Source organism: Mesorhizobium sp. M0152 (assembly GCF_040322415.1).
Lineage (GTDB): Bacteria > Pseudomonadota > Alphaproteobacteria > Rhizobiales > Rhizobiaceae > Mesorhizobium.
Window position 1 is genome coordinate 19612 of the sequence record NZ_JAMYTH010000012.1, and the last position, 25309, is coordinate 44920.

Below are 25309 nucleotides of genomic sequence, written 5' to 3' on the forward strand. Positions count from 1 at the left end.
CGAAGTCAGCCGCGACGATGAGCGGATAGCCCTCGACGCGATCAACCAGGGAACACCCCTTGCAACCCTCACGCAAATCTAGCCCCGGAAGCCAGCGTCCCGCGGACCCTGGAGAGTCGAGGGATGGCCAGCAGCCCCAACGATATCGTCGCTGGGCTCCAGGGGCCAAGGCAAGCATGCCGGCCGAAGCGTTGACGGCGGAAATGAATGTTCCGGCGCCAGCCAAGGTGGTTGGGGCGGGTCTGTCGGGCAGCAAAGCAGACGCAGGTGGGCTATCTCAAACCCACCGAAGCGCACCCTCCCTGCTGCCCGAAGCGGCATCAGTCCTGCCGATCGCCGCCGAACTGTTTCGAGCATTCAACGAGGCCGGCCTGAAGTACGGAATAATTCAGGATCTCGCATCCCTGCAAGACGGACTTGCGGGCCGGGACGACTTGGATGTCCTTCTGGACAAACACGACTACCCGGCCTTCTGCTCGATAGTGAGCAAGCTGCATGGCTGTCGCAGCGTCAGTCTGTCCTGCTACGACAATGTCTGCGCCGGCCGCGAGGACTGGTTCCTGCCTGACTTTTCGCATGGGCGCTATCTCCATCTCGACATGCATATCGGGCTCCGGGTCGGCTGGGAGTTTCGTAAGCGATATCCGGTATTCGATTATGCGGCGATTACACGATGGGAGCCGATTTGTGTGGACGGCGTATCGGTGCCGATCGTCTCTCTCGAAGACGAGATGCGAATAGCAACTGCTCGCTTCGCCTTTCGGGCCTGGGCACTGCCTTGGAGACAATGGATCACCGTCGGTGATGGTTGGAGGGACCAATTTGCACGCTTGCCATTTCAGTCAGGCGAGCAAGGTCTGCAGGTTTTGGAATACACATTTGGCGGCGCGAGAACGGTAAGCTGCAGATTTTTGCAAAGCGCGGACAGTTTGGGCATCCACCGCGGAGATCTGGCCAGGCTACGGCGTTCAATCCGAGAAATGTGCGGTTTCACAGGTCGTTACGGAATCGTCGATGCCGGCGTCCATCTAGCCCGCAAGACCTCGTATCTCGCCTTGAGGTCCCTTCAGCGCCTGATGCCCGGCAGATTTCCACCAAAGAGACGGCCTGCGGCTGGTGGCCTTGTAGTGGCGCTGGTAGGTCCTGATGGCATGGGGAAGAGCACACAGGTTGAGCGGCTAACACAGATATTTCGATGGAAGTTCGGGTGCGCGCAAGCCTATGTCGGAACCGGAGACGGCAACGGGTGGTGGCTTCGCAAGGCGTTGCAGGCTCTGGTTTTTCCCCATAGACGCCGCCTGAAGTCCTTGGTCCAGCACGACAGCAAAAATTCCTCCAGCACAAATTGGTCGAAGGGAGGAGTTGTCGCCGCCGGGCTGGCTTTGTGGGCAGTTTTGATCGCGTTCGAGCGATACGCTGTCGTGAAACGCGCACATCGATGGGCGACGCGCGGCCTGATCGTCTTTTGTGACAGGTGGCCTCAGGCGCTCTGCAGCGGATATCTGGACGGGCCAACCATCCCCCCGCACCTGTCCTCCATCCGAGGCTTGTCTGCCCTCGCCCGCCTCGAGCAAAATCTGTATCAGAAGATGGCGGAATGCCGACCACACCTCACTTTGCACCTCGTTTCAGATTTTGCCGTCTCCGAGCAGCGGAAGCCCGGAGAAATCAAGAAAGAAGCGTTCGATGCACGGCTGTCGCTGATGGCGCAGCTGCGAGCCAAGGACAAGAACATCCGAACCGTTGACGCGAGCGCCGGCATAGAGGCGGTCGGTCGGGACCTGTTCAGGCATATCTGGCTGTCCCTGTAAGACCAGCGCTAGCGACATTCACCACCATAGCAGACTCGAACGGGCAGCCTTTGCCACGATCGCCGGCGACAGCCATCCCGGCCATGCGCGGGAAAAGCCGCCGAAGGAGTTGTGGAACGCTCCCGCTCGATGCGCTCGAGCTTCCACATGGGATGCACCGCCCCCGATTTCCTGTCCCCAGAGGACATAAGCAAATGAAGATCGTCCATGTGCTCACCCGACTGCTTCGGGCAGGTTCCGAAGAGAACACATTGGCCTGCTGTCTCGCTCAGGCGCAGCACGGCCACGAAGTGATCTTGGTTCATGGCGAGGAGTACGACGCGAGTTTACGGGCCTCCGTTGGCGAATCCGTTCGGGTTGTGACCCTGGAAAAGCTAATCAACTCGATTTCGCCATCCCGCGACATTTCTGCATTTGGGCAACTCACTCGCCTTATACGCGACTGGCAGCCCGACATCGTGCACACACATCAAAGCAAAGCCGGCATCGTGGGCCGCCTCGCCGCAAAGGAAGCCAATGTCCCTTGCATCATTCATGGCGTCCACATCTTGCCTTTCGTGCATGTAGGCACCGCGCAGAGGCTGATGTTCCTGGCTGCCGAACGCCTCGCCGCGAAGTTCACTCGCGCTTTCATTGATGTCAGCCAGGCCATGCGCGACATTTGCATCGCCAATCATTTGGGCAGTCCCGATCAGCACCACGTCGTCCACTCCGGCTTCGATCTGACACGCTTCGCGAACGCGCAATGGCCGCAAGAACCGCATCTGCTCCTGGGGACGGCTATCGGAGAGCCTAAGCCACCGGTGATCCTGATGCTGGCTGCACTGGAACCGAGAAAACGCCACGTGGAATTCATTGAAGCATTTGGGCAAGTCGTCGACCGAATTCCGAACGTGCGACTGCTCCTGGCCGGTGAAGGGCCGGCGCGGTCCATCGTCGAATCGGCGATTGCACGATCCCCATTCGCAAAAAACGTTCGTTTGATCGGCTACCACAGCAAGCCGGAACAACTGATCAGCCTGGCGGATGTATGTGTGCTGACGTCGATGCGAGAAGGATTGCCTCGGGTCGTCATGCAGTATCTGGCGGGTGGTCGAGCCAGTGTGGTCTCGCATCTGCCGGGAGTGGAAGAGGTCGTGAAGCATGGCGTGAATGGAATTGTGACGCCAGCAGAAGACGTCGGCGCCGCAGCGGCGGCGATCGCCGACCTTCTCGAAAATGAGCACTACCGCGCTCGGCTAGCTGACAGCGCGAAACTGACCGACCTGTCGTCCTGGGGGCTGGGCGCCATGTGCGATAGAGTAGAGCTGATTTATCAATCCGTTCTTGAGTCACGCTTTCAGCCACAAGGCCAAACGACGCGCGAATTCGCGATGGCCTCGCCAACCAAACCTTAGACTGCACGGATTTCTATTTTTTTGCTCCTTCGACGGAGCGCGGATTTCCAAGGCTTACCGCTCGAATCCAATGAACACCCTGCCGTCACCCTCCAGCCGACGAATGCCGACTGGTCGTGACGACAGGCAAGACAACCGGAGTACGACGATGCGTGTGCGTGGCGACCAGCAATTTACTTCCAAGCCTTTTCGAATGAAGGATTGGCGCAGACGGCTACTTCCCAGATCCGAATCTGTGGCCGGCCGCATGCTCGCAATGATTGGCGGTCTCGCCATTGCCTTTGTTCTGCTCACCGCGGACGCATCCCGCGCCGACGGATATATATTCGACACCGGTGACGTCCTGCGGGTATCCGTGATTGGCGAGGCGTCCTATCCGCTGGAAGTCGTGGTCGATGATCGGGGCTCGATATCACTTCCCATGTTGGGTGATGTCCAGGCGCGCGGCCTCACCACCGTCGCCCTTTCGCAGGCCATCCAGCGTGCATTCCAGCAGCAGAAGCTCATCCTCGAGCCGTTCGTGAAAGTGGAGATCGGTCAGTACCGACCATTCTTTATCTCCGGAACGGTGGCTCATCCCGGATCGTACCCGTTTCAACCCGGAATAACGGTTCGCCATGCACTCGCCATAGCCGGTGGCTTTCGGGCTACCGCGGTAGGAAATATGGAGCCGGCCCTGCAGATAGCTGATCTGCGCAGCGCGCGCGCAGGTCTGGCGATCGAAGAATATCGTCTGAAGGTTCGGCTCGCCCGGCTCCAGGCGGAAAGCCGGCAGGACAAGTCCTTCGTTGCTCCGCCGGATCCGCCAGTTGAGTTTGGCGGCCACTTGACCGCCGAGATCATTGCGTCCGAACAGGCGCAGTTGGATGCCCGCCTTGCCGCATATCGGGACGACATTTCCTACCTTGAGGTCTCGTTGGATCGGGCCAGGAAGGAAGCGGATATGGTCGCTGCCGCGCGGAAAGAACGGGAAAAGACCGCGAACATTCAACTCGAGGAACTTCAGTCTGCCCGCTCACTGCGTGAAAAAGGCCTGATAACCAATTCGAACGTCATGACGGCGGAACGAGCACATACCAGCTATCGCGCCGAACTTGCACAGACCGAGCTGCAGCAGGAGCAGGCGCAACAGACGATGCTGAATTCGCAGAGTGAGCTGCGAAAAAAGAAGCAGAGTTATGAAATGGATTTGATCGCGCAAACCCAGGACACGCAGGTCGAGCTGGGAAAAATTCAAAGTCAAATAAGGTACGTCGCCGACAAGCTTCTCTTCATCTTTACATATGGCGAACAGAGGACGTTCGACGACCTGCAGGGCTCTGTGAAGATTTCCATCTTCAGGCGCGACCAGAAAGTCGCCCACGACATCATCGCCGATGAAAATACGGAAGTCCGAGCTGGCGATGTCATCGAGGTTTCGATTGTGGCCAACAAAGGGTTCTACGCACCCGAGACTTCTGGAACGATCGGGGTGCCAAATGCAGAAGGCACGGCCCTCCAGCCAAGCACCATCGGCCAATAGCTCGAACCTGCGCTTCACCGCTTTCGGTCGGCACTACGCCGAAACGGAAGGTATAGGTCCATGATTGCGCACGAGCTGATGAAGCCTTCGACGGACCAAGATTCGTGCGTCCAGACACCAATCACCGCGCTGCGGCGCCTGTCGTGCGGATGGGCGATCCCGGCCAATCTTTAGCGACGGAGACTTGTCATGACAGCAACAGAGCTGAAACCTCCGATTTTTCTAATCGGCAACTATCGGTCGGGGACCACGATTGCACAAAAATTGATAGGGCTGCATCCCGACATCGTCACCTGGTACGAGCCAAAGACATTGTGGTTATATGCCGATCCGGCGCGACGTCATGACGAATTCGCCGAAACCGATGCTACCGAAAAGGTCGCCCGTTACATTCGCGGCAGGTTCCTCGAATATCAGTCGCGGAACGGCGGCCGGCAGATCATGGAAAATACGCCTGCCAATGTTTTGCGCGTGCCGTTTGTCCACGAGATTTTTCCGGAGGCCATATTTCTCTATATTACGAGGAATCCATTTTCGTACATAAGCTCGATGGAGCTTAAGTGGCAGCGAGCAAAATCTTTCAAAGGCTTAATCCGCCTTCTGAAGATTACGCCCGTTACTCAAATTCATTATTATGCGAAAGATGTTATAAAACAGATAGTTACAAAAAGGGTATTGGGGAAGAAATACACATCGATCTATGGGCCGCGTTATAATGGAATAGATCGAGATTTGAAGGAGAATGAAAAACTGACGGTGATCGCGCGCCAGTGGGCGCGCGGCAATCGAAAGGCTCGAGAGGATCTCGCCAAGCTGGGCAACGGCCGCGTGCTGTCTTTTCGCTACGAGGATTTGATACAGGATCCCGAGTTGGTCTTGCGGCGAATCTATGAACATTGCGGGCTGAACTGCACCGACGATATCGTCTGCAGGGCCAAGGAGATGATCGATCCCGGCCGCCAGCAGAAATGGCTCCGCCTCGAAAGGCAGGATCTGACGGCGATCATACCGGAGGTCCGGGATGAGATGCAGTTCTATCGCTACGAGATCCCCTCGCTTCTTCGATAGGTAAAATGCGCCAGGGCGGGCGGCACCGCGGCCGCGGCCCCTTCATGATCAATGCGACCGTGAGGTCACAGGCGTCGCCGAGCATCACCCGTCGCTCGGCGGATCCAGGAAGCACGCAATGGCCGCCTGTTTCGGTCGGCCGAGGAGTGGAGAGAGACGTGAGCAGCAACCGGCGCGGGCTGGCAAAACAAAGTGTCGTGGGCATGTTGTGGACGGCCCTGTCGATGGGCGCCCTCGCGGTCGCCGAGCTTGTCGCACTTCTCATCCTGGCACGGCTGCTCTCGCCCAATGAGTTCGGCCTTTACTCCGCAGCGCTGATCGTCATCAAGTTTTCGGCGATCTTCCAGGGACTGGGCATCACCCCCGCGATCGTCCAGCGACCTGTACTGGAAGAGCGACATCTTCGGGTCGGGTTCACCTTGTCGTGCCTCCTCGGCGTCGTTGTGTCCGCGTTGGTCTGGGCGATGGCGCCGGCAATCGCCGGCCTGCTTCGACTGGCCGACCTCGCTCCGGTCGTTCGTGCCATCTGCTTTGTGTTCTTTTTCCAAGGCGCTTCCATGGTGGCATTGGCCGCGGCCCAACGCGCGCTGCGATTCCGCTGGCTGGCGCTCGTCGATGCCTGCGCCTTCGCCATGGGCTACGTCGTTGCCGGTCCGGTACTGGCTTGGCTCGGCTTCGGTATCTGGGCCCTTGTCGGCGCCCTCCTGATCCAGCAATTCATCCGCATGGTCGTGCTGGTCGCTGGCCAGCCGCACCCGATGCGGCCTTTGCTGGAGCGGCGCGCCATCCTCGAACTGCTGTATTTCGGAAGTGGTTTCACCATTGCCCGGGTGTGCAATTACCTCGCTACTCAGGCGGACAGGGTTGTCGTCGGCCGCTGGCTTGGCGCAGATGCGCTTGGCCTGTATGGTCTGTCGTCACAACTGATGACGACGCCTGCGGTCATCGTGGGTCAGGTTCTCGATCGGGTGCTGTTCCCGACCATGGCGCTGGTCCAGGAGCAGCCCGCGCGGCTTGCTCGTGCCTATCGCAGCGCAGTCGCGGGTTGCGCCCTGCTTGTCCTGCCGGCCAGTGTGGTCGTGGCGATCGTCGCGCCGGAGCTGGTTGCGGTCATTCTCGGGCGGGGATGGGAAGGGGTTGTCGCCCCGCTCCAGATCCTGGCGTTCAGCATGCTGTTCCGCACGAGCTACAAGCTGAGCGATTCCGTTTCGCGCGCAACCGGGACGGTCTACGCACGCGCCTGGCGCCAGGCCGTTTTCACCGTCGGTGTCTTGGTCGGGTCTTTCATAGGCCAACTCTGGGGCATAGAAGGCGTGGCATTCGGCGTCGGCGGGGCGTTCGGGATCAACTTCTTGCTCATGGCACAGTTGAGTCTCCGCGTGACCGAGATGACCTGGGCGGACTTCTTCGTGGCGCACCTGCCCGGCCTCGCGCTGGCGGGCGTTGTCGGAACCGGCGTCTGGGCACTCGTGGAATGGCTGCGCGAACTCCGGCTGCCACCTATTTCCCTGCTCATCGACACGGCGTTGCTGGCATCCGCCGGGGGTTTGATGCTGTGCTGGATCCTGCCGTCGCTGTTCCTTGGACGGGACGGACTGGCACTGCTGCGCCTGGTCGCGGCCGTGGCGCCCGCCTGGCCCAGGATGAGGAAGGCGATTGACTGATTGAAGATCAACGCTTGACCGCCCGGCCATGGATTTCGGGCGGCGGTCCAGCCCCCCATCGCCATGCTCGATCCGGGGTCGGGAACCGCCCCCGATCGGGCATGTCGAGATTCCGATTTAGTCGAGAAATGAGGAGAGGAAATTCGATATGGCCGGGCTGACTGGGCTTCCCTGGAATGATGCGAAATTCTTGACGGATCTCGGCATTGACTCCGGCTTCAAAGGCGACTGGCTGAACATTGACAATTGGACCCCGCCGATCGAAAGCGTGAGCGACAACGAGACGACCCGCGAGATCTCCGATCTTAGCGAAGGACTCGCTGCTGGAACCGGCAAGGGCAGTAGCAATCCTGGCCTGGATCCGGCCGCGAGCAGCATCGATCCTATCTCGGCGTATGGCTTCACTCCGACATGGGGGAGCGATGGCGGATTGAAACTCACCACCATCGCCGAGACAACGGCCGGACCTGGGACTCATCTCGACAGCACCTTCCTCGAAACGCTGATGGCGAAGGTCGCCGGCTTGCGGCACGATGCGGCGGCAAGTGCTCACGCCAGCAGCCATGCCACCTACACCGCCACCACCCCTGAGGCAGTTGCTGACATCGGCACAGGCACAGCAGGTACCGGGGTCGTCACCAGCAGCCTGCTCGCCGCGAGTTCAACTGCGATCGACCCGATCTTCGAAACCAGAGTGGCGGCCGCCGGCGACGACGTTGAGGAGAAGGGTTCAGGCGCGATCTCGACCAACATCAACGACCTGGAGCTGGGCTACGACAGCAGCACTCGCCAGACGGTAGGCATCCGCTTCACCGGCATCGACATCCCGCAAGGCGCCATCATCACCAGCGCTTATATCCAGTTCCAGGCTAACGAGGTGAAGACCGGCGCGACGTCGCTTCTCATTCAGGGCGATAATGTCGACGACGCCAGTCCCTTCACTACCGCCAACAACAACGTGTCCTCGCTTCCCAGGACGGCCGCATCCATCGCTTGGGCGCCGGACCCTTGGACCACGGTGGGCGACCACGGCTTGGCCGAGCGCACGCCGGACCTGTCGGCGGTCGTGCAGGAGATCGTCAACCGTTCGGGCTGGGCTGCGCTCAACGACATGGCATTCCTGGTCACCGGCACCGGGACGCGGACAGCAGATTCCTATGAATACTCGCCGGCCAGCGCGCCGCTGCTGCACATCGAATATATTCTGCCAGGATCCGGTGATCCGGTGGCCTTCAACGCACCACCCGATGCCAACAACGCCACCAACCAGATCGCCGAACTCGCCGCGGTAGGTGCATCCACCGGGATCACCGCCTCTGCCACGGATCCCGACGCTGGCTCGACCGTCACCTACAGCATCGATGACTCCCGCTTCGCCATTAATGCCAGCACCGGCGTCATCACGCGCTCGGCCACCGGCACGCTCGACTTCGAGACGCAGTCGTCGATCAACCTGACGGTGACGGCAAGGTCTTCCGACGGCACCACCGCCAACCAGGCCTTCACCCTCGCCGTGCTCAATAGCCCGGAGCCGGTCGTGTTCAACACCCAGCCGGATGCCGACAGCACGGCCAACCAGATTGCCCAGAACGCCGCCGCCGGCACGGCGATCGGCATCACCGCATCGGCCAATGATCCCGATGCCGGATCGACGGTCACCTACAGCATCAATGACTTGCGCTTTGCCATCAATGCCAGCACCGGTGTCATCACGCGCTCGAGCACCGGCACGCTCAACGCAACGTCGGAGCCGTCGGTCAACTTGAACGTGACCGCAACTTCATCCGACGGCAGCACCGATACCCACGCCTTCAGCGTTAGCATCACCGGTGCTAACCAGCTCCCGACATCAGTGACCCTGGCGCATACCATCCTCACTTCGCAGTGGTCGCCACCGAGCCCCGACCCCACGGATATCGTCTATATCTCTCACCTCGGCACGCTGCTGGTTGCCGACAGCGAAGTCGACGAGATGTCCATTTTTACCGGCAAAAATGTCTACCAAATGAACCTGAGCGGCGCCCTGTTGGGCACGCTCACGACGATCAACTTTTCCGATGAACCGTCCGGGATCGCCTACAATCCCACCAATCACCATCTCTTCTTCACGGACGACACTGGCACAAAGAGCGTGTACGAACTCAACCCCGGACGCGATGGACTTTACAACACTTCCGATGACCTCGTGACCTCATTCAAGACATCCGCATTCGGCAGCACGGACCCGGAGGGGATTGCGTATGATACAAAACGTGGAGTCCTTTATGTGGCCGACGGCACGACCCAGACGATTTACACCATCGCTGCGGGTCCGAACGGCAAATTCGATGGTGTCCCGAGCACGGGCGGCGACGACATCGTCTCGAGTTTTTCTGCGCGTTCGCTAGGGACCCCTTCCGACGAAAGCATCGCGTACGACTCGGTCCACGACCTCCTTTATGTCATTACGTCGAAGAACTCGGTAGCAATGATAACGCCTACTGGACAGCTATTGGGCACGCTTGATATCTCCGCCGCCCATGCGCACAAACCGTCGGGAATGGCGCTGGCGCCGAGCAGCGACGATCCAAGCCACAGCATGAGCCTGTACATCACCGATCGCGGCACGGACAATGACTCCAATCCGACCGAGAACGACGGCATGATCTATGAATTCCATCTGAACGATTGGCTGCTCGCCTGATCCGCCACAGCGATGTTTCAAGGCCCGGAGCGCGCCGCGCCGGCCGAAAGCGATTGGCTCCGCGCAATCGGCCTCCGGGCTTGCTGACTTTCGCTACCGTCAATGCGGCCCGTCGGGTGTCCCACAAATGCGAGCCCGGTCGTCCCGGCAAAGAAAAACCCGGACCGCTCGCGGCACTTTTACGTGCCGTGAGCGGTCCGGGTTTTTAGTGTCGGGCTGGAGCCCTATGTTCTCGAAACGCTGTTTTCAGCGACCACGATGACCGAAGAATTCAACCTTGGCCGGGAGGGCCGACGTGAATATGGTTCGTGTCACCCCAGCCATTGCCCGGGCGTGATCCGCCCGATTTGGCAATCGCCTTGGAGTTCAAGCTCGTGCCGAGCAAAAGCGTCACAGCCGGCGGTGTAACCGCCGCAAAACGTCCCGCCTTTTTGAGAAAGTCACGCCGCGCTTGAGCCTCCGAGACGAGGGTCTCCTGCGTCCGTTCCGAGCGTTTTGTGCCTTCGGTCGACATGTCAAACTCCCATAGGTTTTCTGAAATTCACGGATTTACCTTATGCCTTCCATACGAGCGAACTAGTTCTCCAAAAGGCTTAGATTTTGGCGCGAGGGTTGAAAAGCGTGCGAGCGACGCGACGCAAGAGGTCCGACGGCCGACATCGCGCCAAACCGTAGGCTCGTGAAAAACGCCATGTGCCCCATGCCAAATTGCCGGCCAGGCGCAGCGGGGCACCGATGATGGGGTGGGTCGCCGTGAAGATGCGCCTCCAGTGCTGAAAACGGACTATCCGGCGTTGTGCACTTTTTGCCGGGATTCTGGTTCCAAAAAAGTGGTGCAAGGCCAGGAGCTGGGTGTCGAGCGCGTTGCGGGCGGTTCGATCCGACATGGATCGCTGCAGAGACGTCCAATCCAGGTCGTCGCTTTCCGCCAATCGTGCCAGATCATGAAGGTGCCTGAGATCTATCCTTCCGCGCCAGTAGTCTCCCTCCTTGAGAAGGTCGTGCACCATCCAGTGCATGGCGCGAGACTGAGCGGGAGGAATTTTCACCCGAAGGCCGTCTCGCCGGACGAGCTTGGGGGGAGCAAAGCAGTTCGCTCGGCTCGACCGGAGCTCCAGCATTCCGGCGTCCTTTTGGCGGGCCATCCCCCGAGCGCCCGCCACGTCGCGGTAGCCAAGCCCTTCAAGACACGCTGTGGCGACCGTCTCTTCGCCCGCGTCCACGGCAAGATCGAGATCACTCATCATCCTGCTGGGAACCCGGCCGGCCGACGAAAGGAACAGGGGAACGGCCCCCTTGAGCAGGAGCGGAACGATACCGCTGCGGTTAAGGACTGCAACGGCTTCACGCAGTTGGGCACGCAAGCGCAGGTTCCGTTCCCGATTGCAGCCGTGAACGAACCGAAGGTACTCACGCACATCATGGGGGAGCTGGTGGATTTGTCCGGCGCGGGCGAGAGACGAGAACAAATCGGGCGTAAGCAGAGTGTGATTTGCCAGAGCAATCACGGCCTGCCAGTCGGCCTTGTCAGTCGGATTGCCGTGAAGTCCGGCGATCAACGCCTCAAGCGCGTTGCCCCTGCTCATCACCGGCACGCTTTCGTGATGAGCTGTACCGCCTCATCGAGCCCCGAATAGGTCAGGCGATAGGTTTTTGCCGATCCGATGAGTTGAGTCAGGACTTCGAACGCGGTGCCACTCAGGTCTCCGCCGGGTGCAAGCGCGCCGTTGAGCAGGCCGCGCAATGCGTCGGCTGGATCGAGCGGCTCCAGGCAAGCTTTCGAGTCGCGATCTCTACGGAGCAGGACCACACAGCCGATGGGCAGGGGAGAAGGAGGCAAGGGCACGAACGCCTTGGGCACGGCAAACCGTACGCGCCTGCGGTCAGGGCGGCGGCAGACTGGAACGGCATTGAGATCGGGGCAGTATTCGGCCAGCAGCGACCATGCTCCCGCCTTGACCGCGGGAGCAAACGGAAGGCCGACGCCATGCCCGCCGGAGTCCAGCAGCGTAACATCATCAGCGGCAAAGCCGAATCCTGCATGGACCAACGCCAAGGTCAGCGTCGTCTTGCCCGCACCCGGATTGCCGCAAAGAAGGACGAGACGTTCATTGCCGATCAGCGCTGCCGCATGGAGGGCGAGTTCATAGACACCGTGATCGAGAACCTCGATCAGCAATTGCCCTTTCAGCGTGACCGCCAGTTCGTCGCGGGAACAGGACAAAATCCAATCGCCATCCCGGAACAGATGCACCCGTCCCTTATACTCGACCATCTCGAACAGAACGTCGGCGGTCTCTCTTCGGACCTCGAGATGCCGAAATACGGTGATCGCGGGAAAGGCACAGGCCGCCGGATAGACGATACGAATATTGAGGCCCGCAACGGCGACTACCTGGCTCACGAGTTCTCGAGCTGATGACGGCGGCAAAGGCGCGCAGGGCCGTATCAGGCTAAGCCGCAGCCAATCCGCGAGCGCTGCCGCGACATGCCTGCTTGCCTCAAGCCTATCAACACCACCACGCGCCATCTCGACCGAGATGGCTAGCGGTTGCATGCCTTCTTCCAGAGAGCGCCATATGTCGGCAGCAGTATCGTTGACGGCGAAAATGGCCTTCTGGGATGGGCTGAACAGCATGTTCTGTCCCCTGACGCATGCCAACTGCCCTTGGAGCACAAAGCTCGCAGCACCTTCATCGGCGAGACCTGGTGCCACGGTTCTGTCAATCGCCTCGTGCTGATTCATCGCGGTAACGGTCCAAGCTGTTGTTGCAAAGCGGGTGCGTTCAATGGGCTAGCGCCACATGCCTTCGTAGTCCGGATAATCTCCACCGAGGACCGCGACTTCTCACAGCACTTCATCGGAGAACCGGACCACGTCCTGATGCGCCGCGGTCCACTGGGAATGCGCCTTGTTCCAATAGGCGCGGGCGTTGGCGCCCATCAGCAATCTGAAACCAGACGGCGGTAACGGCAACGCGGCGGGGATTGGCTCGTCGGGCAGCCAGAGCAACACGTTGTCCCGACTTTCAACCGTCAGCCGCCATGTTCTTTCCAGGCGATGGAAACCACGCATGTTTGCCGCAGCCAACGCAAAAACCGATCTGGTGATCCTCAACCTGGGTGATCGATCGACAGCCTTGATCGGCGCTTGATGCGTGATTTCGCCCTTGGAGAGAAAGGCGTGCATACGGATGAAGGATCCATCGATGCGCACGGTTTCCCGTGTTCCGTCCCGATCGTTTGACGCAGGATCCAGGCTGATCCCCGAGAAGCATCCGTCGAACAGGCAGTCTTCAATGACGCCGCTGAGGAGATAGTCGTTCTCCACAGCATCATCCCTGATTTCGCTCAGCCAGCACCCTTTTAGGCGAAAGCCGTCGGCGTGCTCGGCGAAACGAACGCCGTCCCAGCAACGACGCCCGCGGACGCCCTCTATCGTGGCGTCGGTGGTTCCATCCCTGACAAGCAGAGCGGCGCTGTTGCAGTAGGTGTCACGCCAATCAGACGTCAGCGGCACCTGGCCGTCAAAACGACCTCCGATAAAGCGGACGCCGGGGCAGTTGCGGATGACGAGTGAATAGCGATTGATAGGCAACGGCCCCTCGTCGCAGCCCATCGTCGCGCTGGGATTGCTGTTTCTGCTGTTGGCAACTGTGAAGGACGCATTCCGAGCGTCGATTGTTGCTCCCGGCTGGAGATTCCTGATCGATTGCTGTTCGAAGCCATACTCACCTGCCAGAACGAACTCGTTGTCTTTCGGCGTCTGTCCGCCTTGCGCTTGGCACGAACGCGGCAACAGAGCGATCAGAGGATACAAGCCGGCGACGCCCATGAATGAACGGCGGTCCATTGTAGTGCTCATCGACCTGCCGAATCGCCCAGCCGAGGCCGTTCGAGGCAGGCCAGAAGCACGGCCTCCAAAACCTTTTCGGCGACGTTTTCGGGCGACGCCAACCTTTCCACGTCGACTGCCGTCAGCACGCCGACGTGATCTTCCGTTCCCATGCCCCCCTCAAGATCGGCCACGATCTGACGGCAAGCACAATCCGCCGCCGACCAGAGATGGAGGTCGCAGTCAGGAGATGCCCTTTGCATCCGCGAGGATCGATCGCCCCTTTTTTGAAGTCGATTTCGTGCCACGCCGATCTCGCCGCGCAGATGCACAAAAACCATGTCATGCACGCCAATGGCGAACAGGATGTCCAGCCACTTCTCCGAAGTTGCCCGATGCTTACTCTTAAGCAATATGGACAAAAACCCCTGCAACAGACCCTGATCCATAATAATTATGGTATTCTTTCCTTGCCTCTCGGTCTGAACATAAGCAACCAAGACCGAAAGATTCCAGACGACCCTGATTACATCTACAACCGATGATTGCCCACCTTCGATGACAAAACGTGCAATTCGGGCGAGCAACGAACGAAACTGACGATCCTTGAATCTTGGGGCAATAATACCGATCCTGTGGATCTGGCGGTCGATGAACGTTCTTGCCTCCCACGCTATTCGCACATCGCCTACTAGCGGGCCGCACTCTCGCAAGCCGTTCGCCAACAGGCTGGAGGCGGTTGTCTTTCCAATCCCAGGGAGACCAAAAAATTCCACGAATCGAATGTCTCTTTGAAGCGCGCGCGCTTCGAGGCTTGGCGGCAGGCCTGCCGCCAGATCAGGAACTGTGTGCGTGGTCATCGGATTGGTTTTCGGAAGATCCAAGAAACGTGGCTGAAGCTCAACGTTGAAACAGCTGGGACCCGGTCCCCGCATACAACTTTGGATTCTCATCGAGGCCGCTCTGCAGTGATCGTTGCATGCCGCGGTAGAAGACGAGCAAAGCCAGCGGGAGCCAGAAGAAAGCCGCTGTTGACGGACCGAAGGAATCGCTCATTTGGTTTGCGACGATGTAGTTCCACACGGAAACCGATGTTCCGAGCACCATCACATTCACTTCCGTCGCGTAGTCACCCTTGTCGTTGCCGAGCAATGTGGAGAAGACCGCGCTGACCAGATATGCAACGACCACGAGAACCATCACCGACACCAACGCGATGCCGGGCACTCCCAGTGTTCTAAAGGAGTCGATGAACAGGTTATGGCTATGGGGAGCGATATCGCCCACCGGCTGCCCTGCTCCCACTCCCACAAACGGATGCGACAGGCCGAGATCTATCGATATAGACCACAGTCGCTGCCGCGAGACCACCGAATGCGCCTCCCCTCCGGAAAGTTGAAGGGCCAGCAGATTGTAAGCCCGTGGATTTAGGAACTGCAATGTAACCAGACTCGCTTGGAGCAAAACCGGAGCCGTAACAGTACCCACGATCACTGTTACAGATCTCTGCTTTCTTCTCACCAGATAGATACTATATAGTCCAAAGAAAGTTCCAAGCCCTGCAACGCCGAGAATGAAGTTTGTCTTTGAGCCCGATTTCACCAAACCCAGGAGCACCGCAAGGAGGCAGATCAAGAGGAAAATTCGATGCCTACGAGATGAGACCAGCTTCGCGGCGATGAGCGGCAGAACAGCCGACAGGGCGATCCCGAGTTGGTTCGAGTGCTTGAAATAGCCTTCCGCCCGATCGGCGAATCTGGCGTCGCCCAGCCCAATTGCGACAAGACAGGATGTTGCAGCACTCATGATGATCATTGTCATCACGATCCTATCGATTGCCACCAGACCATTTGGCCTTGTGGAGATCGCTGCGACGGCTGGAATGATCGCAAAACCGAACACCTGGGCGAAAACTGCGCGCATCGTTCTCATCGGATTGTCTGCGTAGAGCATCGACAGCAGGGACAGAACGATGATGAAGGCGGATATCGTCAGCACCGCAGTCGCCAAGGCCGCCTCGGCCCGATGGAGGCGTCTTGCTGTTTCGGCATAGGCAACGATGCTTACCAGGGCGCAGAACAGAGCCAGCAAAAAGGAAAGCGAGCCATCTGTTCCGGCGATACGCGTGGCGCCAGGGAACCAGATGGACACGATCAGCAAAAGGACGGATGCCTGCAGCATAGATGGGATGTCAGTGCGTTGCACAGAGACTTCGCGCCCGATGCGCAACGTCCCGCGGTTTGTCGTCCTGAACAGCAACACTGAGAAACAGAGGCTCAGCGTTCCTTTCCGGATCGTGATTCATGGCATGCTGCCGCATGGCGGGTGAAATTCTCCGCATACCTATTTCACAAGCAGCCTAGGCTCGACGGGTGGATAAGGAAATGAACGAAAAGGGGGTATTGGGACGGGATGCCCTAAGCCTTTTGTGCAAAGCGGCGCGGGACTGCCGATTTCCCGCCACTTGATCGAGAATCGAGCAGGCAGTGCAGCCGGATTGGGTGTTGGTACGGATTCGCGGATATGGGAAGCTTATGGACGGCAGACCGAGTCTTCCACACCATAGGAGATCGCCGTGCTTTGGTACCTTGTCGCAGTCGGTGTGATCGGCGTTTTGCTGGGATTTCGTTTTCGAGCAGCTGCGCTCATCGTCGTGACCGCGGCGACTGTCGTGGGCGGCGTCGTTGCGGGCGGCATCGGCAATGTGTTCGATTGGCACCGCCTGCTTTCAATCCTGCTTCTGGTTGTCGTTCTGCAGTGTGCCTACTTGCTTGGCGTCATATGGCGCCGTGGCATGTCACGTGAGCCATGACGGTCCGCTGCCGTGCGCTCTGCTCAAGACGCCTGGTCGAATTTCATCACGGCGAAGACGGTCCGGACGAGAATAACGACATCGGCCCGCAGCGACCATTCCCGCACGTAGCGGCTGTCGAGAGAGACACGACTGGGATAATCCATTGCGTCTCTGCCTGTCACCTGCCACAGGCCAGTCAGCCCCGGCCGGGTTTTTAGATAGTCCATCGCACAGGAGCCGTAACGTTGCAGTTCGTCGGGAACGACCGGACGAGGACCGACGCAACTCATCTCGCCGCGCAGCACATTGATGAGTTGAGGCAACTCGTCCAGGCTGGACTTCCTGAGAATGTGGCCCAGGAATGTAATGCGCGGATCCTTCTTGAATTTCCAATTCTGCTCCCACTCCTTGGCGGCTTCGGGATTGCTCGCCAGATAATCGGCCAGGACCCGCTCCGAGTCCGCCACCATGGTTCTGAACTTGTAGCAGGCGAAACGCTTGCCGTTGAACCCGACCCGGGTGTGGGAGAACACCGCCGGTCCGCCGTCGGTCAGCAATATCAAAAGGGCAACCACCAGCATGACCGGAGCAGCAAGGACCAGCGCGATCAATGCGACAGCCATGTCCATCATCCTTTTGCGCCGGCCTCCAAGCGGACGGAGGTTTTGGCCGATGCGGATGCCGGGCCTGTGGCCCTTCGTGTCAAAAGCGCTGATTGTCACGGGTTTTCACCAAGAAACGCTGTTGGTGTTGCTGCCCAACTTCACAGCGGCTTGTGATTGTTGGCAAGAGAATCAAAGGAGGTAGCGGCATACCCGGCGCTCGTTACCCCTTAGCCTGATCCGCGCGGCGCTGGCGTAGTGTCTGTAAGCCTTCTGATCAAACGGCGTATAACCTGGCATCCGTTTGCTGCGGTAGCAGTTCGGGCAGGTTCGGCTGTAGAGCCTGAATTGGAACTGGTCAGTCAACACGAGGTCGGAGTGCCAACCAAATCCAGGCCGTCACGCTCGTGGCGATACAGGAACCATGTTTGCCAAATGCGCAAGACCGCGAAGGCGTCCCTCAACACAATGCAGGACTGCAAATGCATCGCGGCAGGAAATGCACGTGCATCGCGCCGAGACGATATCCCGGAGGGCAGTTGATCCGCTTAAAGGACATTGCAGGCTATCTGATAGTGGAGGGCGCAACGTGGTGTCCAGCTTGATGCTCTTACCGGGTGATCTGGCCGCAAGGCCGTCTGCTCGTGATGTTATCGAGATCGACTTTGCCGGAGTACTTGCTATCGTGCGCAAGCAAATAGCCTTGCTTGATCTCGATCTCTCCGGCCTCACCGTGGTCGTTGGCGCCACGACAGGACATCAAGCGGTGACTGCCACGGCGGCGGCGCTCGCCAACGCCAACCGTGTCGTCGCGCTCACCCGCATATCCTCCAGACATCCGAGCCTGGCGGCATCCGCGGATGCAACGTCGGCATTTGCCAACCTTGCCAAGGTCTCCGAACGCGTCGAAGTGACGAACCGCATCGATGGCCGCAAATGGCAGGACGTCGACCTCGTCACGAATTGCCTCCAGGTCGGGCCGATTACGAGATCGCTCATCGAACTCCTACCCTCGCATGCGGTTGTTTCGCTGATGGCTGAACCGTGGGAGCTTCGGCCGGGCGTTGTGGACTTCGACGCCTGTGACGAAGCCGGCATCAAAGTTGCGGCTCCCAACCTCAGCCACCCAGCCATAGACCTGCTGCCGGAACTCGCGCGGCTATGCTGCATCCTGCTGCGCGATGCCGGTGTCGATCAACGTGCCGCGAGGCTCGCCATCGTCTGCGACACGCCCTTTGCGCCGTCGCTCGAGCATACGCTGCGCGAGAGTGGGGCGAGAGTAACTGTCTTTTCGCACCCCATGCTCATGACCAACGATGCATGGGATGTGATCGTCGTCGCGATGAGGCCGTCCGACAAGCCATCAATGGACATCAACAGCCTGGGACGCATTGCCCGGAACTCTCGCCAAGCCCTGCTGGTGCAGTTCAGCGGCGGGATTGATCGCTCGGCCGCCAACTATTTCGGCCTGAGGATCTGGCCGCCGAAGCGGCCCAACCGTGGTCAGCTGGGCCTTCCACTTGACGTACTCGGATCGGCTCCAATGGTCCGCAGACTGACGGGAGGGCTGAAGGCGGCCGAAGCCGCGTATCGGGGCGTGGAGCTCGGAGAGGACAGCGTTGGATTTCTCGTGACGGCAAGGTCCGCGACGGTTGGCTGGGAACGTGCCTAGACACACGCCGAGCGTGCCCGTTTCGCGAAACGAGACATCGAATTTCCGAACCTTGGATCAGGACCGCGAGGTCCCGCCCTTGACGCACCCGCCAGCATGCCAGGGCCGGCCAGGCAAAACCCGATCGAGGCAGCCTTCAAAGCAACATTTGTCTGAGCTTGTACGCCACCTCGGTGCGGTTCGTAGCCTTGAGTTTCTTCATGATGTTTCGGATGTGGACCTTGACGGTGCTCTCGCAGAGGTTGAGCTCATAGGCGATTATCTTGTTCGCCTTGCCTGTCCTGAGCGCCTCCACGACCGCGGCCTCGCGGGTGGTGAACATGCCGGAGAGCGGGCGGGCACCGTTTGCGGTCGAGTGGATGATCTCTCGAAGCGCCAGCACGCAGCTGGCGGGCACAAAGATCCCTCCGGCACGAGCAAGACCAATGGCCTCGGCAGCGACCTTCACCTTCACGCTTGTAGGAATGTAGCCTCGGGCGCCGCATTCCAGAGCCGCGAGAACCTCTCCCGGCTCGTCGGAATCCACCACGACGATTACGGGTACGGCGCCAATCTCGGAAATGAAGTGCGCAAGTTCCGCCCGAACGCTCGGGTCCGTGACCTTTTTGGCGCCAAGAATCACGAGGATCGCGGATGGGTCCGCTTCCCCCGCAATGTGATGGATTTCGTCGAGCGATCCCACCGCGCTAACGCGCAAAGTGGGAGTGTGTTCGATAAGGCCACGAGCAAGGCATTCACGTTCGAGTGCTCGCTTGTCGACAATCATGACAAGGCCTTCGTTTCGATGTCCTTCTTCGACCTCGGGGCTGCCAAGACCATTCGCGTCCGGCAGATGTCCGTTGTGTATCGGTCTTGTTGCGTCATTCCAAAAATCGGAAGTTTGGGGATGTCCCATAGCCTCACCTACTCCTTTTTGCCGCTGACTTTGCTTTTCTCCCTCTTGGGTTGGTACCCTCTCAAAGCTTGTCAGAGGCGACAACTGATACGCTTGATCACATGTCAGGCTGCCTAGATGTAACTGAGGATTGGATTCAAGGAGTATGGCATACGCCGCCCCAACGCACGGACGTATGGCTTCCCCGACCTATGGTGGTAACCCAACCCAGAGGGCATACTACGATGCTGTGGAAAACACGCATTAATCCTGGTTAACAATTTGGTAATTATATCTTAGCTAGCTAATATAGTGTTACAACTTAAAGTTGTGCAAAACTGGACTGCGCCAATAAGGCGAATTCGATGGCGGCTTTGTCCTGATAGGACTTTTTTCTTGACAGGGTGAGTGCAGCTATGGTAGATATTTATCCATGGTGCAGATTTGCGCCAACGGCCCGCCGCACAGGCGGGTTTTTCGTTTGACGCTCATCCACACGATCGGCCCGGATTTCGCATAGCAGAGCCGGCTGCCGCCGTTCAGTTAAGCTGATTCAGAATTCCGGAGCTGGTTGCGGCCACCAGCGCGGAGTACATCTGGAAGCCTATCGTGAAGATCGCGGCCATCGAAATCGGCACGCCGAAGGGCACGACGCCTTTGCGGTCGAGATGCTGGGTGTAGAGGCGAAATGGGCCTTGGGGCAGCAGCAGCGGGTTTTTAACGACCAGCGCCGTGACGAGAGCAAAAACCAGCAGCAGTCCGGAAAACACGATGAGGTCGCTTTGGCCGATCAGGAACGGCGTGACCGCCAGCAGCTTGACATCGCCGGCGCCGATCTTGCGCAGCGCCCAGAAAGGGAAGAGCGCGACGAACAACAGAAGCCCGGCAATGGCGCTCAGCCCCAAATCCCACCACGATCCGGACTGGAGCGACAGCAGCAGCAGGCCCCCCGCCCCCAGGCACAGCAGCAGCAGCACGTCGCGATTGGCTATCTTCTGCGTCGTGAAGTCGAGCCACGCGATCCTTGCGAGCAGAGGGATGGCGAGCGCCTTCAGCAGCAGCGCTTCGACGAACAACATGCTAGCGCTCGATATTCTGCACGCTTGAGGACAAAAGCTTCAGATTGTTGGCTACGGTCGGGTCGTTGGGCGCCAGCTCATAGGCCTTGAGGAAATTGGCGCGCGCGTCCTGCAGCTTGCCGCGCAGCAAATAGGAATAGCCGACATTGTTGTAGTATTCGGGCGATGCCCCCATCAGCTTGAAGGCCCTGGAATAGGCCCGGTCAGAGAGATCGAAGCGGTGGATGCGGTCGCAGGAGGCAGCCAGCCCCATCCAGGCGCCACCGTCGTTCGGGGCAAGTTGCGTCGCCTTGAAGAACAGGGCGCCGGCATTGCCGTAATTTTCCGCGCGGAACTGGTTCTTGGCCTCCCCGACGGCCTGGTCCGAGGCGTAATATTCGACGTCGCTGACTGTCTTCAACCCGTCGAATGCATCACCAAAGGAGGTTACGTCGCCTTTCGACGGCTCGTTGGTGCGGACGACACCGTCGGTGGCGTCCGTCTGGCAGCCGGCAAGCACCATCATCAACAGACTGGCTGCGGCTGCGACTGAGAGGCGCATTAGCGCTGTCATTCTATCCCCCAAGAGCCGTCCGACTCCATCTTTAGAATCAAAGCATATACCATTTAGAAGAAAATGCCCCTCATGCGGATGATAACCGGCAGCATGATGACCATCATAACCACCGGGAAGATGCACAGCCCCAGCGGGATCATCATTTTGACCGGCAGAGAATTGGCGCGTTCCTCGGCACTTAGAATTCTTTGTCCACGCATTTCGGCGCTATAGACACGCAAGGCGTCGGTGAGGCTGGTGCCCAATTCTTCCGATTGCCGAAACAGCACGGCCAGTGCCCTCGCCTCGTCAAGCCCGATGCGATCCGAGAGTTCGCGTAGCGCCTCTCGCAATGGTTTGCCGGCGCGCAATTGCAGGTTCATGATAGACAGCTGTATTCCCAGCCATCTGTGGGTGGCAGTCATTTCATGGCTGACGCGTTCGACTGCCGCTTCCAAGCTCATGCCCGCATCGGCGCAGGTGATCATCATGTCCATGAAATCTGGGAAGGCCCGGCGATAGATCAGTTTCTGGCTGTTCTCGAAACGGTCGAGCAGAATGGCGGGAAGCACGATGCAGGCGAGGCCGAACAGGGCAGAACCAGCAAGGGTGATGAAACCTGGCAAATGCGGCGGCAGGATCCGCGAAAGGAGTGCATACATGGCCAAAAAACCGACGCAGACCGCGACCAGCCGGAATAGCGTATAAACCAGCGGTGCGCCTGATTGATAAAAGCCGGCGCGAAACAGCTTCGCTTCCAAGGCGTTTGGCTCTTCCCGCTCCTTCTCGATCGACCTGAAGTAGGCATCGACCGGCCGTTGCGCCGCAAGCTTGGCAAGCTGGTCTTGTCCGAGCATCGATCGGCGGTCTGTAGTTCCTTCGGCCATCAGGCTCTGCGCGACGAGCTTTCGTGTCTGCAGAGCCGGCAAGAAGACAAGCGCACCGAACAGGAAGAAGGACACCGCCGCCACGAAGACGGCAATAGACACCAAAAAGCCCAGGTCCTGAATGTTCGAAAACAACTTCCTCGCTCCCAGTCAAAAATCGAAAGTAACCATCCGATACATGATGAAGTCGCCAAGCAGCGCCCACAACCCAAAAAGCAAAAATATCGGGAAGACGAGCGGGTTGCCCCAGACGCCGCCGTAATAGGCTGGGGCAAGGATTTGAAGCGCGAAGAACATCACAACAGGAAACAAGGAGATGATCCACGCAGAGACGCGACCTTCGGCCGAAAGAGCCCTGATCTTCATTCGCAATTTCTGCCGTTCGCGCAAAACCGAGGAAAGATTGGCCAGGATTTCGGTCAAATTGCCGCCCGTCTTGGCCTGGATCGACAGCGATACCGACAGCAGTTGAAGGCCCTCGAAGCCGACACGTTGCGAAAGCTTTCGCACGGCTTGCTCGATGCTGAGACCAAAGGTGATCTCATCGGAGACGATGCCGAATTCGGTGCCGAGCGGATCGGGCATTTCGCGCGCGACCAGACCGATCGCGACCGAAGCAGGGTGTCCGGCGCGCAGCGAACGAACGATCATGTCGAGCGCATCCGGCAGCTGTTTGGCAAACTTCAGGATTCTCTTGTTGCGGGCACGCCGGAGGATGAGAAGCGGCAAAACCAACCCTACGACCAGAAAGATCATGAGCGACGCCAAAATGGAGAAATTGAGGAGGATGATTAGCAGCAACGCCATCGCCAGCCCCGCAAGCAGGAACGTCGCAGCGAACGTCATGGGATTTCCGGTAATGCCGGACTGGGTATAGAGCCTGTTCAACCAGACCATTCCAAACAGAAAGTCGCCGGAGTCAGTGAGACCACGCTCCCGCAGCAATCCCTGTAACGTTTGTTCGGCCGGGACCTCGCCAGCGAGCCGCTTCAATCGGCGATTGACTGCTAGAGATCGAGAGCGGCGGCCGGCAAAGGAAAGATAGAGAGCTTCGCCCGCCAGAATGACCGATGCCGCCGCCAGCATGTAAATGAAGTAAAGCAGAGCTTGACCCGTCGGCATCAGAGGGCAACCTGCGGGTTGAAGGCGTCCTTGCCAAAATGATGGCCAAGCGTCGCGGCCTCCGGAGCGAAGCGCGGACGGACACCGGTGGCGCGAAAATCTCCGATGATCTTGCCTTCGGCCGTTACCTCACGGCGAACGAAGTGATAGATTTCCTGCAGCTGGACGACATTGCCTTCCATGCCGGTCAGTTCGGAGATGGAGGTGACACGGCGACCGCCGTCCGAAAGACGCTGTGTCTGGACGATAATGTCGATGGCCGACGCGATCTGCGCCCGAATGGAGTCGTGGGTCATCGGCATGCCGGCCATGCCGACCATCTGCTCCAGCCGCGAGATCGCGTCGCGCGGCGTGTTGGCATGGATGGTGGTCATCGATCCCTCATGGCCGGTGTTCATCGCCTGCAGCATGTCGAAGGCTTCCTCGCCACGAACCTCACCGACGATGATCCGGTCCGGCCGCATGCGCAACGCGTTCTTCAGCAACTCGCGCTGGCGAACCTCGCCTTTTCCCTCGACATTGGGTGGACGCGTCTCCAGCCGGCCGACATGCGGTTGCTGCAGCTGCAACTCAGCCGCATCCTCGATGGTGATCAGGCGCTCCCTGGAGGGGATATAACTCGACAGAGCGTTGAGCAGGGTTGTCTTGCCGCTGCCGGTGCCTCCCGAAACCAGGATCGACTTGCGCGCCTGCACTGCGATCCGCAGCATATCGATCATTGGCGGCCGGATGGAGTTGAAGGCCATCAGGCGTTCGAGGGAATAGGGATTTTTGGAGAATTTGCGGATCGACACCAGCGGGCCGTCGACCGAGATCGGCCGCACCGCGATATTGACGCGAGATCCATCCTCCAGCCGCGCATCGACCATTGGCGACGATTCGTCGACACGCCTGCCGATGGCGGAGACGATCTTGTTGATGACGCGCAGCAGATGCGCCTCGTCACGAAACCGGATGGCCGTCTCTTCGACCAAGCCACGCCGCTCGATAAAGACGCGCTTGTGCGTGTTGATCAGGATGTCGGTGATCGAATCGTCCTTGAGCAGCGGTTCGATTGGCCCCAACCCAAGCATCTCGTCGGCGGTGTCGCTGGTCAGTTGATCGAGCTCGCGGGCGTTCAGCGGCACGTTTCGATTTCTCACGAACTCGCGGACAATCGGACGGATCTCGTTCAGGATCTCGTCCTTCGAGGCAGTCTCGAGCGCGGCAAGGTTGAAACGATCTATCAGATGACGGTGAAGCTCGACTTTGAGCGTCAGGAAATTGTCGCCATGCGATTCGATGTCAACGGTAGGCGACGGTGCCGGCGCGACGGGGGCAACCGCGACCGATTCCACCCTTGGCTCGATCCGCGCCTCGCCACCTTTGATGAACCGCCCCAGCATAATCCCCTATACTCCCTCCAGCACATATTAGCGGAAACTAAACGTTAACCAAGCGACGCACAAGCGCCCGGGCGCCTCACGTACGGCCAATACTTTCAACATAGTTAAGGAGCGCGCCAAAAAATATCGTTTTTATTTCTGATCTCCGCACGGCCAAACATGAGTGTCGCACTAAGCTTTAGCGCGCTCTGTGCTCCCTGCGCGCTCCGACATCGGTATCCCCTCCATGATTGGCCATAACCCCTTAGATATAAAGGAATATGCCATTAAGCTAAAGTAGTGAGCACTTGATTAGTCGGTAGGCATAATTGTGAACGAATGGTTAAGGACGCTTGAAAAATTAGACGAATCAAGCTCTTGCTGAAATTTGAGACCGCGC

21 protein-coding genes are annotated in these 25309 nt (G+C 59.0%); 8 read left to right on the forward strand and 13 right to left on the reverse strand.

Translation table 11 applies throughout. From position 1 onward, the window contains the following. Nucleotides 1–176: 176 nt before the first annotated feature. The 6 genes from NKJ26_RS14610 (at nt 177) to NKJ26_RS14635 (ending at nt 10145) form a co-directional block, all read left to right on the forward strand. Complete coding sequence (locus tag NKJ26_RS14610; RefSeq protein ID WP_352695888.1) at nt 177–1811, forward strand: hypothetical protein; 1635 nt, start codon at nt 177–179, stop codon at nt 1809–1811. 194 nt (nt 1812–2005) lie between these two features. Then, nucleotides 2006–3208: a glycosyltransferase gene (locus tag NKJ26_RS14615; RefSeq protein ID WP_352695890.1), complete on the forward strand. Its 1203-nt coding sequence runs from the start codon at nt 2006–2008 to the stop codon at nt 3206–3208. 148 nt (nt 3209–3356) lie between these two features. Next, nucleotides 3357–4730: a polysaccharide biosynthesis/export family protein gene (locus NKJ26_RS14620; RefSeq protein ID WP_352695892.1), complete on the forward strand. Its 1374-nt coding sequence runs from the start codon at nt 3357–3359 to the stop codon at nt 4728–4730. A 189-nt stretch (nt 4731–4919) separates the two neighbouring features. Continuing rightward, nucleotides 4920–5798 (forward strand): sulfotransferase family protein, encoded by an 879-nt coding sequence (locus NKJ26_RS14625; RefSeq protein WP_352695894.1) that lies wholly within the window; start codon nt 4920–4922, stop codon nt 5796–5798. A gap of 158 nt (nt 5799–5956) precedes the next feature. Next, complete coding sequence (locus NKJ26_RS14630; RefSeq protein WP_352695895.1) at nt 5957–7462, forward strand: lipopolysaccharide biosynthesis protein; 1506 nt, start codon at nt 5957–5959, stop codon at nt 7460–7462. A 148-nt stretch (nt 7463–7610) separates the two neighbouring features. Further along, on the forward strand, nt 7611–10145 hold the full coding sequence (locus NKJ26_RS14635) for an RTX toxin (protein ID WP_352695896.1): 2535 nt from the start codon (nt 7611–7613) through the stop codon (nt 10143–10145). Nucleotides 10146–10416: 271 nt separating this feature from the next. On the opposite strand, the gene NKJ26_RS14640 is transcribed toward NKJ26_RS14635, so the two are convergent. The 6 genes from NKJ26_RS14640 to NKJ26_RS14665 form a co-directional block, all read right to left on the reverse strand. Further along, on the reverse strand, nt 10417–10659 hold the full coding sequence (locus tag NKJ26_RS14640; RefSeq protein ID WP_352598349.1) for a hypothetical protein: 243 nt from the start codon (nt 10657–10659) through the stop codon (nt 10417–10419). 79 nt (nt 10660–10738) lie between these two features. Beyond that, entirely contained in the window at nt 10739–11731 is a 993-nt protein-coding gene (locus NKJ26_RS14645; RefSeq protein ID WP_352695897.1) for a nucleotidyltransferase family protein, read from the reverse strand. Beyond that, nucleotides 11731–12891 (reverse strand): aldolase, encoded by a 1161-nt coding sequence (locus NKJ26_RS14650; protein ID WP_352695898.1) that lies wholly within the window; start codon nt 12889–12891, stop codon nt 11731–11733. Before NKJ26_RS14650 ends, NKJ26_RS14645 begins: the two co-directional genes overlap by 1 nt. Before the next feature lie 102 nt (nt 12892–12993). Continuing rightward, on the reverse strand, nt 12994–13998 hold the full coding sequence (locus tag NKJ26_RS14655; RefSeq protein ID WP_352695900.1) for a hypothetical protein: 1005 nt from the start codon (nt 13996–13998) through the stop codon (nt 12994–12996). 8 nt (nt 13999–14006) lie between these two features. Then, the gene (locus tag NKJ26_RS14660; protein ID WP_352695902.1) at nt 14007–14840 is read right to left on the reverse strand and encodes a hypothetical protein; all 834 of its coding nucleotides are present in this window, start codon (nt 14838–14840) and stop codon (nt 14007–14009) included. A 40-nt stretch (nt 14841–14880) separates the two neighbouring features. Then, complete coding sequence (locus NKJ26_RS14665; RefSeq protein WP_352695904.1) at nt 14881–16161, reverse strand: O-antigen ligase family protein; 1281 nt, start codon at nt 16159–16161, stop codon at nt 14881–14883. Nucleotides 16162–16555: 394 nt separating this feature from the next. On the opposite strand from NKJ26_RS14665, the gene NKJ26_RS14670 reads away from it, so the two are divergent. Further along, nucleotides 16556–16792 carry a hypothetical protein gene (locus NKJ26_RS14670; RefSeq protein ID WP_352695905.1) on the forward strand — a complete coding sequence of 79 codons (237 nt, stop codon included), beginning with the start codon at nt 16556–16558 and terminating at the stop codon, nt 16790–16792. Nucleotides 16793–16815: 23 nt separating this feature from the next. On the opposite strand, the gene NKJ26_RS14675 is transcribed toward NKJ26_RS14670, so the two are convergent. Further along, entirely contained in the window at nt 16816–17403 is a 588-nt protein-coding gene (locus NKJ26_RS14675; RefSeq protein WP_352695506.1) for a sugar transferase, read from the reverse strand. 562 nt (nt 17404–17965) lie between these two features. On the opposite strand from NKJ26_RS14675, the gene NKJ26_RS14680 reads away from it, so the two are divergent. After that, entirely contained in the window at nt 17966–19048 is a 1083-nt protein-coding gene (locus tag NKJ26_RS14680; RefSeq protein WP_352695907.1) for a hypothetical protein, read from the forward strand. 136 nt (nt 19049–19184) lie between these two features. On the opposite strand, the gene NKJ26_RS14685 is transcribed toward NKJ26_RS14680, so the two are convergent. From NKJ26_RS14685 to NKJ26_RS14710, 6 genes are all read right to left on the reverse strand, one after another. Next, nucleotides 19185–19814: a LuxR C-terminal-related transcriptional regulator gene (locus tag NKJ26_RS14685; protein WP_352695909.1), complete on the reverse strand. Its 630-nt coding sequence runs from the start codon at nt 19812–19814 to the stop codon at nt 19185–19187. A gap of 647 nt (nt 19815–20461) precedes the next feature. Beyond that, on the reverse strand, nt 20462–21001 hold the full coding sequence (locus NKJ26_RS14690; RefSeq protein WP_352695911.1) for a prepilin peptidase: 540 nt from the start codon (nt 20999–21001) through the stop codon (nt 20462–20464). 1 nt (nt 21002) lies between these two features. Continuing rightward, the gene (locus NKJ26_RS14695) at nt 21003–21554 is read right to left on the reverse strand and encodes a tetratricopeptide repeat protein (protein WP_352695912.1); all 552 of its coding nucleotides are present in this window, start codon (nt 21552–21554) and stop codon (nt 21003–21005) included. Between the two features lie 53 nt (nt 21555–21607). Next, the gene (locus NKJ26_RS14700; RefSeq protein ID WP_352695914.1) at nt 21608–22297 is read right to left on the reverse strand and encodes a type II secretion system F family protein; all 690 of its coding nucleotides are present in this window, start codon (nt 22295–22297) and stop codon (nt 21608–21610) included. 276 nt (nt 22298–22573) lie between these two features. Further along, nucleotides 22574–23545, reverse strand: a complete 972-nt coding sequence (locus tag NKJ26_RS14705) for a type II secretion system F family protein (protein WP_352695916.1) — start codon at nt 23543–23545, stop codon at nt 22574–22576. Beyond that, the gene (locus tag NKJ26_RS14710; protein ID WP_352695918.1) at nt 23545–24930 is read right to left on the reverse strand and encodes a TadA family conjugal transfer-associated ATPase; all 1386 of its coding nucleotides are present in this window, start codon (nt 24928–24930) and stop codon (nt 23545–23547) included. The genes NKJ26_RS14705 and NKJ26_RS14710 overlap by 1 nt, the downstream gene beginning before the upstream one ends. Nucleotides 24931–25309 lie beyond the last annotated feature (379 nt).

Excerpts from the sequence above, each read along its gene's own strand:
- NKJ26_RS14685 (WP_352695909.1), bottom strand. The coding sequence starts at position 19,814 with ATGATTGTCGACAAGCGAGCACTCGAACGTGAATGCCTTGCTCGTGGC.
- NKJ26_RS14695 (WP_352695912.1), bottom strand. The coding sequence starts at position 21,554 with ATGACAGCGCTAATGCGCCTCTCAGTCGCAGCCGCAGCCAGTCTGTTG.
- NKJ26_RS14645 (WP_352695897.1), bottom strand. The coding sequence starts at position 11,731 with ATGAGCAGGGGCAACGCGCTTGAGGCGTTGATCGCCGGACTTCACGGC.
- NKJ26_RS14615 (WP_352695890.1), top strand. The coding sequence starts at position 2,006 with ATGAAGATCGTCCATGTGCTCACCCGACTGCTTCGGGCAGGTTCCGAA.
- NKJ26_RS14610 (WP_352695888.1), top strand. The coding sequence starts at position 177 with ATGCCGGCCGAAGCGTTGACGGCGGAAATGAATGTTCCGGCGCCAGCC.
- NKJ26_RS14660 (WP_352695902.1), bottom strand. The coding sequence starts at position 14,840 with ATGACCACGCACACAGTTCCTGATCTGGCGGCAGGCCTGCCGCCAAGC.
- NKJ26_RS14675 (WP_352695506.1), bottom strand. The coding sequence starts at position 17,403 with ATGGACATGGCTGTCGCATTGATCGCGCTGGTCCTTGCTGCTCCGGTC.
- NKJ26_RS14705 (WP_352695916.1), bottom strand. The coding sequence starts at position 23,545 with ATGCCGACGGGTCAAGCTCTGCTTTACTTCATTTACATGCTGGCGGCG.
- NKJ26_RS14650 (WP_352695898.1), bottom strand. The coding sequence starts at position 12,891 with ATGAATCAGCACGAGGCGATTGACAGAACCGTGGCACCAGGTCTCGCC.
- NKJ26_RS14710 (WP_352695918.1), bottom strand. The coding sequence starts at position 24,930 with ATGCTGGGGCGGTTCATCAAAGGTGGCGAGGCGCGGATCGAGCCAAGG.
- NKJ26_RS14640 (WP_352598349.1), bottom strand. The coding sequence starts at position 10,659 with ATGTCGACCGAAGGCACAAAACGCTCGGAACGGACGCAGGAGACCCTC.
- NKJ26_RS14635 (WP_352695896.1), top strand. The coding sequence starts at position 7,611 with ATGGCCGGGCTGACTGGGCTTCCCTGGAATGATGCGAAATTCTTGACG.
- NKJ26_RS14655 (WP_352695900.1), bottom strand. The coding sequence starts at position 13,998 with ATGGACCGCCGTTCATTCATGGGCGTCGCCGGCTTGTATCCTCTGATC.
- NKJ26_RS14690 (WP_352695911.1), bottom strand. The coding sequence starts at position 21,001 with ATGTTGTTCGTCGAAGCGCTGCTGCTGAAGGCGCTCGCCATCCCTCTG.
- NKJ26_RS14625 (WP_352695894.1), top strand. The coding sequence starts at position 4,920 with ATGACAGCAACAGAGCTGAAACCTCCGATTTTTCTAATCGGCAACTAT.
- NKJ26_RS14665 (WP_352695904.1), bottom strand. The coding sequence starts at position 16,161 with ATGCTGCAGGCATCCGTCCTTTTGCTGATCGTGTCCATCTGGTTCCCT.
- NKJ26_RS14620 (WP_352695892.1), top strand. The coding sequence starts at position 3,357 with ATGCGTGTGCGTGGCGACCAGCAATTTACTTCCAAGCCTTTTCGAATG.